We start from the raw sequence: 11,189 nt of genomic DNA, 5'->3' as shown, positions 1-11,189 counted from the left end.
GTCGGCGAGATCGCGGCCCGAACGGGCCTGGGGGAGCGGCAGTTGCGCCGCCGCTGCGAGGCTGCCTTCGGCTACGGCCCCAAGACCCTCGCCCGGGTGCTGCGCCTCCAGCGCGCCCTCACCCTGGCCCGCGCCGGCGCCCCCTTCGCCACGGTAGCCGCCGACTCCGGCTACGCCGACCAGCCCCACCTCTCCCGCGAGGTCAAGGCCCTGACCGGCGTCCCGCTCACCGAACTGCTGGCCGGCGCCGAGCAGTAGGAGCCGGTCCGGACGGACCGGGCGGGCTCGCGCGTCCGCGTCCGGCTGCGCCACGGCAAGTCGGCGCCGTCCGCCGGGAGTTGTTTTCCGTCAGCTCCACCCTTGCCGACTGCGGCGGCTTCACCGGCGACACGGCGACGGAGACGGTGGCACCGCCGGGGGTCGGCCGGCATCGGCGACGCGTCCTGGTACGCCGAGATCCGGGTGGTGAACGGCCCGTTCGTCTCCCGGGAGAGGCTGGTCGTGGTCGTGGTGGGCAACACCTTGGCCGTCGTCAGTTTCGCCACCGGCGACGACACCGCGGCGACGTCCGGGGCACTCTCGATCGCCCACGGGGCGGCCGCCCGTCTCCCCGGACAGAACACCTAGGCGTCCGGCAGCTGCGGCTCCGACTGCCGCTCCGACTGCGGCGCCGGCTCGGACAGCGGCTGCGAGGCGGCGAACAGGTCCACCGCGTTGCCGTCCGGGTCGTGCAGGATCGCGTAGCGCTGTCCCCAGAAGGCGTCCCAGGGCTTGAGCCGGCCCGTGTGGCCAGCCTCGGTCAGCTCGGTCCAGAGCGCGTCCACGGCTTCCGGGGAGCCGCAGTCGAAGGCGAGGGAGACGCGGCTGCCGGCCGCCGGGGTCCACTCGGGGTCGAAGGAGCGGACCGTCTCGACGGTGTCCCAGGCGATCCGCAGGCCGCCGGGCAGGACCGCCTCGGTGTGCGGCTGGGTGTCCGCCGCCGCGGGCAGTTCGATGCCGAGGCGCCGGTAGAAGGCGAGCGAGGCGGCCATGTCGGCGACCGTCAGGCCGATCAGGTCGAAGCGGGGTGCGGTGCGTGCTGTCATGGAGCCCACGGTAGACAGGGCGGGCGCCCGCGTCGTGAAGGAAACGGACACCCGCCCGTGCCGCCCCGGACGGTCGCTCCCGCCCGGTCGGTCGCGCCGCCGCGAGGGCGCACCCCAGCCCGCGCGCCTGCCGCGCGCGCCGACCTGCGGATCGAGGTCCGGGGGCCGGCGTCGGGGGACTCCTGGGACCGCGGTACCGAGGGGGGAAGTGTCGCGGAGATGGTATGGACCAAAGTCATTGACATGAACATCGTCCAGACCTTTGAATCCTGGTGCACGAGCTCGCTCCCCCACCGTTCGCGAACGAGGAAGGGCCCCCCATGACCGCAACCCGCACGGCAATACCCTGGTCCCGCACCCTGATACGGCTACTCGCCCTGGTCGCCGTGGTGTTCGGCCTCCAGGTGGCGCCCGCCCACCACGCCCGGGCCGCGACACCCTTCAAGGTGCTCGCCTTCTACGACGGCACCTACGACGCCGCGCACATCAGCTTCGTGCACGAGGCGAACGCCTGGTTCCCGCAGCACGCGGCGCAGTACGGCTTCTCGTACACCTCGACCAACGACTGGACCCAGCTCAACGCCGCCAACCTGGCCAACTACCAGGTGGTGATGTTCCTCGACAACGCCCCGCAGACCGCAGCCGAGCAGAGCGCCTTCCAGACGTACATGAACAACGGCGGCGGCTGGATCGGCTTCCATGTGGCGGCCTACAACGACTCCTCGTCCAACAGCTGGTCCTGGTACCACCAGACCTTCCTCGGTACCGGGCTGTTCGAGTCCAACAGCTGGGGGCCGACCTCGGAGACGCTGAAGATCGAGGACCCCGGCCACCCGGCCACCGCCGGCCTGCCGTCCACCATCACGTCCTCGGTCAGCGAGTGGTACAGCTGGCAGAACGACCTGCGGCAGAACCCGAACATCGACATCCTGGCCTCGATGGACCAGTCGACGTTCCCGATCGGGACCGACCCCGACCAGACCTGGTACAGCGGGTACTACCCGATCGTCTGGACGAACCGCAACTACAAGATGGTCTACAACAACTTCGGCCACAACGCGATGGACTACGCGACCAACACCACGCTGTCGTCGACCTTCGCCAGCGCCCAGCAGAACCAGCTGCTGATCCAGGAGATCCGCTGGGCGGCCGGGCAGTCCGGCCCGGTCACCCCGCCGCCGGCCAACCCGGTCGGCGCCATCCAGGGCTACGGCGGCAAGTGCGTGGACGTCGCCGGGGCAAGTAGCACCAATGGCGCCGCGGTCCAGCTCTACGACTGCAACGGCACCAACGCCCAGAGCTGGACCGTGGGCAGTGACGGGACGCTGAAAGCACTGGGCAAGTGCATGGACGTGACGGCGGCCGGCACGGCCAACGGCACGAAGGTGGACCTGTACGACTGCAACGGCACCGGTTCGCAGGTGTGGCAGAAGTCGGGCAGCACGCTGGTCAACCCGCAGTCCGGCAAGTGCCTGGACGCCACCGGGCCCAGCTCTGCCAACGGCACCCGGCTGCAGATCTGGACCTGCGGCACCGGCGCCAACCAGCAGTGGACGCTGCCGAGTTGAGCAGCAGGTGGCACCCGGGACGTGCTCCCGGGTGCCACCGCCCCGAGCGGCCCGCGGCGGTCAGACGAGATAGGCGTGGGTCCGGGCGGCCTCCACCTGCGCCCACACCTGCGCGCCGGTCTCCAGGGCGAGTTCGGCGACCGCCACCGTCGTCAGGTCGGCGGCCAGCGGCAGTGCGTCCGCGCCCGCGGCCAGCGCCACCCGGATCCGGTCGCCGTGCGACTCCATCCCGGTGATCCGGGCCCGCCAGGCGTTGCCCGCGCCGGGCTCGCCGGGCCGGCTCGCGGACAGGGTCACCGCGCTCGGCGGGAAAGCCACGAAAGCGGGGCCGGTCAGCTCGTCCGCGGTGGTCAGCGCCAGGTCGGCGCCGAGGCCGACGGTACGGCCGCGCGCCGCGCCCCGGTAGAGGTTGAGCCCGACCAGCCTGGCGATGTAGTCGGTGCGCGGCCTGCGGGCGATCTCGGCCGGGCTGCCCTCCTGCACCACCCGGCCGTCCTCGATCACCACCAGCCGGTCGGCGAGCACCATCGCGTCCAGCGGATCGTGCGTGACCAGCACCGCCACTGCCTCGAACGCGGCCAGGTGGCGGCGCAGTTCGGCCCGTACGTCCAGCCGGGCGCGCGCGTCCAGCGCGGCCAGCGGTTCGTCGAGCAGCAGCAGCCGGGGGCCGGTGGCCAACGCCCGGGCCAGCGCGACGCGTTGCGCCTGCCCGCCGGACAACCGCCGCGGTTTGGCAGCCGCGTGCTCGGCCAGTCCCATCCGCGCCAGCAGATCCGCGGCCAGCGCCCGGGCCTGCGCGCGGGGCACGCCGTGGCAGCGCGGTCCGAAGGCCACGTTCTCCAGGGCCGTCAGATGGGGGAAGAGCAGATAGTCCTGGAAGATCACCCCGACCGGCCGCCGCTCGGTCGGCACCCGGCGCCGTACCGCGGGCTCCTCCAAGGTCGCGCCGTCCAGCCGCAGATGGCCGCCGGTCAGCGCGGCCAGCCCGGCCAGCGCGCGCAGCGACGTGGTCTTCCCGGCGCCGTTCGGCCCGAGCAGTGCCAGCACCTGTCCGGGTGCGACCGCCAGCCGGACATCCAGGGTGAAGGAGCCCTGCGCCAGGACGAGATGGGCATCGAGCCCGCTCCCGTCGCCGTCACCCTTGCTGACACCGGCGGCCCGGCCCGCGCCGGCCCGGGGCCCGGGGCCGGTCTCCTCCGCCACCGGCCCCGGCCGGCTCCCCGGATGGGTCCGGCCCGGGTCGGTCCGGCCCGGCGCGGATCCGCCCGCTGCCGGTCCGCCCGCCACAGGTCCGCCCGATACCGGTCCGCCGCCTGCCGGTCCGCCCGGTGTCCGCCCGCCCGTTGTCATACCGTTCCCGTCCAGCGGTCGCGCAGCCCCGCCAGCACCGCGATGGAGACCGCCAGCAGGACCAGGCTGAGGGCGATCGCCGCCGCCGGGTCGTCCTGGAGGGCCAGGTAGACGGCGAGCGGCATCGTCTGGGTGCGGCCGGGGAAGCTGCCCGCGAAAGTGATGGTGGCGCCGAACTCGCCGAGCGCGCGCGCCCACGCCAGGACCGCGCCGGCCGCCACCCCCGGCATGATCATCGGCAGGGTGACCCGCCGGAAGGCGGTGAAGCGGGACGCGCCCAGGGTCGCCGCGGCCTCCTCGTAACGGGTGTCGGCGGCCCGCAGGGTGCCCTCCACGCTGATCACCAGGAAGGGCATGGCCACGAACGCCTCCGCCACCACCACCCCCGCGGTGGTGAACGGCAAGGTGATGCCGAACCAGGAGTCCAGCCACCGTCCGACCACTCCGTTGCGGCCCAGCGCCAGCAGCAGCGCCACGCCGCCCACCACCGGCGGCAGCACCAGCGGCAGCGTCACCAGGGCCCGGACGATCCGCCGGCCCGGGAAGACGGTGCGGGCCAGCAGCCAGGCCAGCGGCACGCCCAGCACCAGCGCGACCGCCGTCGCGGTGGTCGCCGTCTCCAGCGACAGCCGCAGCGCCTGCCAGACCGACGCGCTGGTCAGCTGCTGCGGCAGGGTCCGCCACGGCGCCCGGATGAGCAGCGCCAGCAGCGGCAGCAGCAGGAACGCCAGACCGATCAGGGCCGGCAGCAGCAACGGCAGCGGCGGGCCGCCGCCCTGGAACAACCGTCCGCCGATCCGCGGGCGTCCCGGCACCCGCGGGCGCCCCGGCCGGACCGCGACGGGTCCGGCCGGGGCATCGACGAGCTGCTCGGTGGTACGGCGCGTCACGGGTTGAGGAAGCCCGCTTCGGTCAGCACCTTCTGGCCCAGGGAGGACTCCACCAGCGCGATGAACGCCTGCGCGCCGTCGGCGTTGGGCGCGCCCTTGAGCTCCACGATCGGGTACGCGTTGATCGCCTTGGCCGACTCGGGGAAGTTCACGCCGTCCACCTTGCCGCCGGCCGTCTGGACGTCGGTCTTGTAGACGACCGCGGCGTCGACCTCCTTCAGCTCCACCTTCGTCAGCGCCGACTTGACGTCCTGCTCGTACGACACCGGGGTGAGCTTGAGGTTGCTGGCGGTCAGCGCGGTCTGCGCCGCCGATCCGCACGGCACGGTCTTGGCGCACAGCGCGACCTTCAGACCGGATCCCGTCAGGTCCTTCAGGGTCCTGATGTGCTTGGGGTTGCCGGGCAGAGTGGCGATCTCCAGCTGATTGCGGACGAAGGTGGTCGGCGTGCCGTCGCCGTCGCCCTTGTCCGTGACGGTCTTCATGGTCTTCGGACTGGCCGCCGCGAACACATCGGCGGGCGCGCCGCTGGTGATGCTGGCCGCCAGGGTGTCGCTGCCGCCGAAGTTGAACGACACCTTGGCGCCGGGATAGGCGGTCTCGAACTGCTTGCCGAGTGTGGTGAAGCTCTCTTTCAGCGAAGACGCCGCGAACACCACCACTGTGCCGGACACCTTCGGTGAACCGGACGGTGTCGGCGACGCGGAGGAGGGCGCGGACGCCGACGACGACGGCGACGCGTCCGACGACGAATCGGAGTCCGAGGAGCAGGCCGTCAAAACCAGCAGGGCGGCGGCGCCGCCTGCCGCCAGGCACAACGTGCTGCGCCGCGCGAAACGGGTGGTCACAGGATGTCATCCTCTCTGCCGCGTACGGTGACGCGGGTACGCCTACCTCGGTATTCGCGATGGTAGCGCCGCATCTGCGAGGGCAATGCCGGCTGAAGCATTGCAGAATCCGAACGATCCGAGCATTCCCCCGGGCTTGTGCGATCACACGGTCGCAGCCCTCGTAGTCGGCCTCCCGGCAGCTTCGCGCAAGCCCCGGCAACTTCCCGCGGCTTCCCGCACCTTCCCCGGCTTTCGGCGCACTCGGTGGTCCCGGCGGTCTTGCGGTTCCCGGCGAACAGGCGCATATGAGAGGTGTGACGGCATTTCACGGCCGCGTCCGCGCGGTATCCGACGCAGAATCCTCGCAACCGCAACCGCAACCGCAACCGCAACCGCAACCGCAACCGCAACCGCAACCGCAACCGCGACCCACGGCCCCGGATCCGCGATCCGTGGCACTGCTGGGCGATCTCGCCCGGCCCACCCGCCTCACCGTCACCGCGCTGCGCGCCTGGCCCGAGCGGGACATGGACGTCAGCTTCGAGTGCGCGACCAGCGGCGTACAGCGCCATCGCTTCCGCGGCCCGCTGCTGTACGACGTGCTCGTGGCGGCCGGCCCCGCCTTCGGACCGGCCGGCCGCCGGGACCGGTTGCGGTTCCTGATCACGGTCACCGGGCTCGACGGACATCTGGCGCTGCTGTCCTGGGCGGAGATCGACCCCGACTTCTGCGGCGCCCCAGTGCTGCTCGCCACCTGGGCGGACGGAGCGCCGCTGGACGGCCCGGGGCCCCAACTCGTCGTTCCCCAGGACCGGTGCGGCGCCCGTCACATCAGCGGCATCAGCGCGGTCCGGGTGGCCGCCCACCTGCCCGCCCCGGCCGGCTGATCCGGCGGCCGCGGGGGCGGGCAGGGCCGGACCGGGCCGGCGGGCAGCTGCCGCGCCCGCGCCCGATCCGGCCGCGCCGGATCACTCCGACGCGTCGCCCACCACGGTTCCGCCGGGGACCAGCGCCAGTTCGGCGTGCTCGGGTTCGCCGTCCGTGCCCCCGCGCAGCCGCCGCCCCGAGGCGGGTATCAGCATCGCGGCCAGCGCGGCCACGACGAGCGCTCCGGCCAGCATCGCGAAGCCGTGGGTGTAACCCGCCTCGCGGGGCAGCCCGTCGGCGGCCGGGTCGGCGGTGACGATGCTGGCCATCAGGGCCGCGCCGATGGAGCCGCCGATGGTACGGATGTTGGCGTTCATCCCGCTGGCCACGCCGGTCTGCTCCGGCGGCACCGCGCTGACGATCAGGCTGGACATGGCCGAGAAGGCCAGCCCGAAGCCGACGCCCATGACGGCGGTGGCGAGGAACAGCTCCCACTTCTCCTGGTGCGCGAAGGCCAGCAGGGCCATCGAGACCAGGCCCACGACGCAGCCGATCACCACCACGGCCTTGGCGCCGATCCGGCGGGCGAAGCTGCCGGCCCACATCCCGACCATGAACATCGTGACGGTGGACGGCAGCAGGATCAGGCCCGACTCGGTGATGCTCGCGCCGAACCCGTAGCCGGTGCTCTTCGGGGTCTGGACGAATTCGGGCAGGAAGGCGAAGACCGCGTACATGCCCACGCCGATCAGCAGCGCGACCAGGTTGTTGGTCCACACCGCCGTCCGGCGCATCATGTTCATGTCGATCAGCGGGGCGGCGGCCCGCCGTTCGACCTCGACCCACGCCACGGCCAGCACGACCGCGGCGATCAGCAGGCCGACGACCTTGCCCGAGCCCCAGCCCCAGGTCGGCGCCTCGCTCAGGGCGACGAGCAGCGCGACCAGCCAGGCGGACAGCAGCAGCGCGGGCGGCCAGCTGATCTTTCCCTCGGTCCGCACCGGCGACTCCGGTACGAAGAAGTGCGCGGCGACCGCGGCCGCCACGGTCAGGATCATCGGCAGCCAGAACAGCCAGTGGTAGTCGAGCGCGTTGACGATCGGCCCGGCCAGCACGATGCCCAGACCGGCGCCGACCGCGCTCAGCGAGGCGATCGCGCCGACGGCCCCGGCGAGCTTCTCCTTGGGGAACTCGTCCCGGATGATGCCGAAGGCCAGCGGCAGCACACCGCCGCCGATGCCCTGGATGACGCGGGCGACGATCATGACCGTGACATTGGTGGCCAGCGCGGCCAGCAGTGAGCCGACCGACAGGGCCACGAGGGTCGCGACGAACACCCGCTCCTTGCCGACCATGTCGCCGATCCGGCCCATGATCGGCGTGAAGATCGACGCGGACAGCAGATAAGCCGTCAACACCCAGGTGACGGTGTTCTGGTTGGTGTGCAGGTCGACCGCGATGGTCCCCAGTACCGGGGTGACCAGCGACTGGAGCAGCGCGTAGGCGGCGACTGCCGCCGCCAGCACCGCGAACGTGACCTGATGGTGCGTGCGTCGGGTCTCTGACGCCATGGGACTCCCTCGCCCGTCCTGGTAAGCGGAATCTCCATTCCGCCAGCGCCGGACAGACTATCGCATGAGGAATCCCGGTTCCGTTTCGGTGGGGAGGCACGGGTCCCGCCCGGGTCCGCCGATCGGCCGGGGACCGGTCACGCCAACGGGCCCCGCCCCCGTACACGACGGGGCGGGGCCCGGATTGCGGTTGGTGCCGGCTCCCGGCGCCGCGACGGTCCGTCACGGCGCCCGGGTGGGTTCGAGCGGATCGGTTCGACGCCCGCCGCCGGCCAGGGCGCCGTCGGCGGGCGGGACAGGACGGGCGGTCGGCCGGAAGTCGGCCGTCAGAAGCGGGCCATCTGCCCGTTGCCGGCATCCGAGGCGGACTGCCATGCCTGCATGCCTGCCCGGGATGCCTCCCTGGCCTGCCGCCATTTGACGGCCGCCTGCTCGGAGGGTGTCGTGTCCATCCGGTCGAGCATCCGGCGACCGGCGGTGACCAGGGCGAAGCCCGCGATCGCCATACCGGTCCAGGCCAGCGCCGCGCCCGCCGCGGTCAGAACCGCCCCGGTCCTGACGAGCCGCGAGTCGATCTCGATCATCCGCTGAGGCTGCTGAGGGGTCATGCGTTCAGCATGCGAGGCCCGCCACCGCTCCGCATCCGGGGTGCCGCCATCCGCGTGCGGCCGTGCGCCGCCGCGCCTCAAGGCCGGCCGGGGCCGGCCGGGGCCGGCGGGATCGGCACCGCGGAAAGACGCCATATCGACAATCCAGGTGGCGCAGGGCCTTCATCAGGACGGGGGAAGACCACCGGGCGCAGGGATGGCCGGCGGGGCGGGGAGGCACCTGACCAGCGACGAGCCGGACAACAGACAGGGCGGGCCATGGCATCGGGATTGGCGGTCGGAACCTTCGGCATCTTCAGCCCGGAACTGCGCGCGGAGGAGCCGGCCCGCCAGGCGGGACTCGGGGAGGCGGCGGCCGAGCTGGAGGAGTTGGGCTTCGGCGCGCTCTGGCTCGGCGGCAGCAGCAGCGTGCGGCACGCCGCGAAGCTCGCCGCCACCACCAAGCGGATCGTGCTGGCGACCGCGATCTCCAGCATCTGGTGCGAGCCCGCGCGGGTGGTGGCCGAGCAGCGGGCGGGTCTGGAGCGGCTGCACCCGGACCGGTTCGTCCTGGGGCTGGGCGCGAGCCACGCGGAGCTGGTACCGGACTACCGGCGGCCCCGCGCCACCATGGCCGCCTACCTCGACGCCCTGGACACCGCGGCGAGCCCGGTGCCGGCCGGGCGCCGGGTGCTGGCGGCGCTGGGGCCGAAGATGCTCCGGCTGGCCCGGGACCGCTCGGCCGGCGCGCTTCCGTATCTCGTCGGCCCGGAGTACATCGCCAAGGCCCGCGGGGTGCTCGGCGACGAGCCGCTGCTGGCCCCCGAGGTCTCGGTGGTGCTGGAAAGCCGCCCGGACAAGGCGCGGGAGATCGCCCGCGGCTTCCTCCCGCACTACTTCCAACTGCCCAACTTCGAGGCGAATCTGCGGCGACTCGGCTTCACCGACCGCGATTTCGCCGGCCGCGGCAGCGACCGGATGGTGGACGAACTCGTCGTCTGGGGCACCGACGAGGCGGTGCGCGCCCGGCTCGCGGAGTTCCTGACCGCCGGAGCCGACCACCTGGCCCTCCAGATCCGGCGGGAGCCGGGAGCGCTGGGGGCGCCGCGCCAGGCCTGGCGCCGGCTGGCCGGAATCCTCGAACTCACCGCCTGAGGACGGCCCGCGCGAGCGGTACGTCCGCGCCGCCCGCCGACATGCCGCCGCCCCGCGGCCGGGGTAACGTCGCGACCACGGCCGCAACCGACTCGGACATCGACCAGGAGTCCCGCGATGCCTCTGCACGGCGCATACGAACCGAGCCCCCGTCCCGGCGTCCGGGACCAGGTCGCCCAGTACGAGGCGACCGACGGCGCGCAGGGCCGGCTCTTCCGGGGGCGGCCGGTGGTCATCCTGACGTCCAGAGCGGCGAAGACCGGGGTGCTGCGCAAGAATCCCCTGATCAGGGTCGAGGACAACGGGCGCTACGCGGTGGTTTCCTCCGACGGCAGCGCCCCCACTAATCCGGCCTGGTATCACAACGTCAGCGCGCATCCGGAGGTCGAACTGCAGGACGGCGCGGTCAGACGCGATATGCGGGCCCGTGAGGTGCACGGGGCCGAGAAGGCCGAATGGTGGCAGCGGGCCCTTTCGGTGTACCCCGAGTACTCCACCTACCAGAAGAACGTCGACCGTGAGATCCCGGTCTTCGTGCTGGAGCCGGTCGCCGACTGAGCCGTTCCCGGCGATCACCCGGCGGGACAGCGGCTCGGTGGTACGGCTGTTCCGGCCCGGGCCACTGGCCCGGCCCGGGGTTCCCGGTGGATGATCGGGCCGATGACAGGCGCCCGCCGACCAGCACAGAACGGACTCCGCCGTGAGCATGGCCTACCTCGCACAGCCCGACCAGCAGCAGAAGCTCGAATGGCTCGACGGGGGAGTGTTCTCGGTACTCCTGGACAGCGCGGCCACCGACGGACAGTTGACCGTCGGACGGTTCACCGTCAGCAAGGGTGAAGCGCCGCCGTACCACACGCACACCCGTGAGGACGAGGTCTTCATGCTGATCAAGGGCACCGCGCTGCTGTGGTGCGACGACCAGGAGATGGAGCTGTCGGAGGGCGGGATCGTCTTCCTGCCGCGGAACGTCCCGCACAGCTACCGCATCACCTCCGACACGGCCGACCTGCTGATGATGTGCACCCCCGGCGGCATCGAGGGCATGTTCCGGCATGCCGGGCGCGATCTGGCGACCCCCCGGCCGGAGGGCTTCGAGATCTCCCGGGACCGCATGGCCGAGGCCGCCGACCTGTACGGCCAGATCATCGTCGGCCCGCCCCGCTGACGTCGGCCGGCCGCCTCGAACTCTCCCCGCACCCGCCTTGTCGAAGAAGGCCCACAGCAGGATGCAGCGACGACCGCCGGGCGTGGCGCGAATCAGCCCGGTCCGCACGGACGGCAGG

13 protein-coding genes are annotated in these 11,189 nt (G+C 72.5%); 7 read left to right on the top strand and 6 right to left on the bottom strand.

Annotation, left to right across the window (positions count from 1 at the left end):
• Positions 1–258, top strand: a 258-nt coding sequence (locus GA0115240_RS25455) for a helix-turn-helix domain-containing protein (protein ID WP_141708960.1), incomplete at its 5' end; no start/stop codon positions are given.
• Between the two features lie 207 nt (positions 259–465).
• Complete coding sequence (locus GA0115240_RS37225) at positions 466–627, top strand: hypothetical protein (protein ID WP_161302441.1); 162 nt, start codon at positions 466–468, stop codon at positions 625–627.
• On the opposite strand, the gene GA0115240_RS25450 is transcribed toward GA0115240_RS37225, so the two are convergent.
• Positions 624–1,085: a VOC family protein gene (locus GA0115240_RS25450; protein ID WP_093740038.1), complete on the bottom strand. Its 462-nt coding sequence runs from the start codon at positions 1,083–1,085 to the stop codon at positions 624–626. The genes GA0115240_RS37225 and GA0115240_RS25450 overlap by 4 nt on opposite strands.
• A gap of 320 nt (positions 1,086–1,405) precedes the next feature.
• On the opposite strand from GA0115240_RS25450, the gene GA0115240_RS25445 reads away from it, so the two are divergent.
• Positions 1,406–2,653 carry a ThuA domain-containing protein gene (locus tag GA0115240_RS25445; protein WP_093740036.1) on the top strand — a complete coding sequence of 416 codons (1,248 nt, stop codon included), beginning with the start codon at positions 1,406–1,408 and terminating at the stop codon, positions 2,651–2,653.
• A 60-nt stretch (positions 2,654–2,713) separates the two neighbouring features.
• On the opposite strand, the gene GA0115240_RS25440 is transcribed toward GA0115240_RS25445, so the two are convergent.
• The 3 genes from GA0115240_RS25440 to modA form a co-directional block, all read right to left on the bottom strand.
• The gene (locus GA0115240_RS25440) at positions 2,714–3,856 is read right to left on the bottom strand and encodes an ABC transporter ATP-binding protein (protein ID WP_093740034.1); all 1,143 of its coding nucleotides are present in this window, start codon (positions 3,854–3,856) and stop codon (positions 2,714–2,716) included.
• A 143-nt stretch (positions 3,857–3,999) separates the two neighbouring features.
• Complete coding sequence (locus GA0115240_RS25435; protein WP_256069972.1) at positions 4,000–4,818, bottom strand: ABC transporter permease; 819 nt, start codon at positions 4,816–4,818, stop codon at positions 4,000–4,002.
• A 71-nt stretch (positions 4,819–4,889) separates the two neighbouring features.
• Positions 4,890–5,741 carry a molybdate ABC transporter substrate-binding protein gene (gene modA, locus GA0115240_RS25430; protein WP_093740030.1) on the bottom strand — a complete coding sequence of 284 codons (852 nt, stop codon included), beginning with the start codon at positions 5,739–5,741 and terminating at the stop codon, positions 4,890–4,892.
• 434 nt (positions 5,742–6,175) lie between these two features.
• On the opposite strand from modA, the gene GA0115240_RS25425 reads away from it, so the two are divergent.
• Entirely contained in the window at positions 6,176–6,610 is a 435-nt protein-coding gene (locus tag GA0115240_RS25425) for a hypothetical protein (RefSeq protein ID WP_093740028.1), read from the top strand.
• A gap of 81 nt (positions 6,611–6,691) precedes the next feature.
• On the opposite strand, the gene GA0115240_RS25420 is transcribed toward GA0115240_RS25425, so the two are convergent.
• Positions 6,692–8,161, bottom strand: a complete 1,470-nt coding sequence (locus GA0115240_RS25420; protein WP_093740026.1) for an MFS transporter — start codon at positions 8,159–8,161, stop codon at positions 6,692–6,694.
• Positions 8,162–8,487: 326 nt separating this feature from the next.
• On the bottom strand, positions 8,488–8,769 hold the full coding sequence (locus tag GA0115240_RS25415) for a hypothetical protein (RefSeq protein WP_093740024.1): 282 nt from the start codon (positions 8,767–8,769) through the stop codon (positions 8,488–8,490).
• A 258-nt stretch (positions 8,770–9,027) separates the two neighbouring features.
• On the opposite strand from GA0115240_RS25415, the gene GA0115240_RS25410 reads away from it, so the two are divergent.
• From GA0115240_RS25410 to GA0115240_RS25400, 3 genes are all read left to right on the top strand, one after another.
• Positions 9,028–9,903, top strand: coding sequence for a TIGR03620 family F420-dependent LLM class oxidoreductase (locus GA0115240_RS25410; RefSeq protein WP_176725167.1), 876 nt, complete (start codon positions 9,028–9,030; stop codon positions 9,901–9,903).
• Between the two features lie 117 nt (positions 9,904–10,020).
• Positions 10,021–10,461, top strand: coding sequence for a nitroreductase family deazaflavin-dependent oxidoreductase (locus GA0115240_RS25405; RefSeq protein ID WP_093740020.1), 441 nt, complete (start codon positions 10,021–10,023; stop codon positions 10,459–10,461).
• 148 nt (positions 10,462–10,609) lie between these two features.
• Positions 10,610–11,071, top strand: coding sequence for a cupin domain-containing protein (locus GA0115240_RS25400; RefSeq protein ID WP_202451732.1), 462 nt, complete (start codon positions 10,610–10,612; stop codon positions 11,069–11,071).
• Positions 11,072–11,189: the final 118 nt, after the last annotated feature.

Source organism: Streptomyces sp. DvalAA-14 (genome assembly GCF_900091855.1).
In the GTDB taxonomy this organism is placed as follows: domain Bacteria; phylum Actinomycetota; class Actinomycetes; order Streptomycetales; family Streptomycetaceae; genus Actinacidiphila.
This window is presented reverse-complemented; position numbering and strand designations above follow the sequence as displayed.

Coding starts and splice junctions, on each gene's coding strand:
- GA0115240_RS25450 (WP_093740038.1), bottom strand. CDS start 1,085: ATGACAGCACGCACCGCACCCCGCTTCGACCTGATCGGCCTGACGGTC.
- GA0115240_RS25445 (WP_093740036.1), top strand. CDS start 1,406: ATGACCGCAACCCGCACGGCAATACCCTGGTCCCGCACCCTGATACGG.
- GA0115240_RS25420 (WP_093740026.1), bottom strand. CDS start 8,161: ATGGCGTCAGAGACCCGACGCACGCACCATCAGGTCACGTTCGCGGTG.
- GA0115240_RS25415 (WP_093740024.1), bottom strand. CDS start 8,769: ATGACCCCTCAGCAGCCTCAGCGGATGATCGAGATCGACTCGCGGCTC.
- GA0115240_RS25410 (WP_176725167.1), top strand. CDS start 9,028: ATGGCATCGGGATTGGCGGTCGGAACCTTCGGCATCTTCAGCCCGGAA.
- GA0115240_RS25405 (WP_093740020.1), top strand. CDS start 10,021: ATGCCTCTGCACGGCGCATACGAACCGAGCCCCCGTCCCGGCGTCCGG.
- GA0115240_RS25400 (WP_202451732.1), top strand. CDS start 10,610: ATGGCCTACCTCGCACAGCCCGACCAGCAGCAGAAGCTCGAATGGCTC.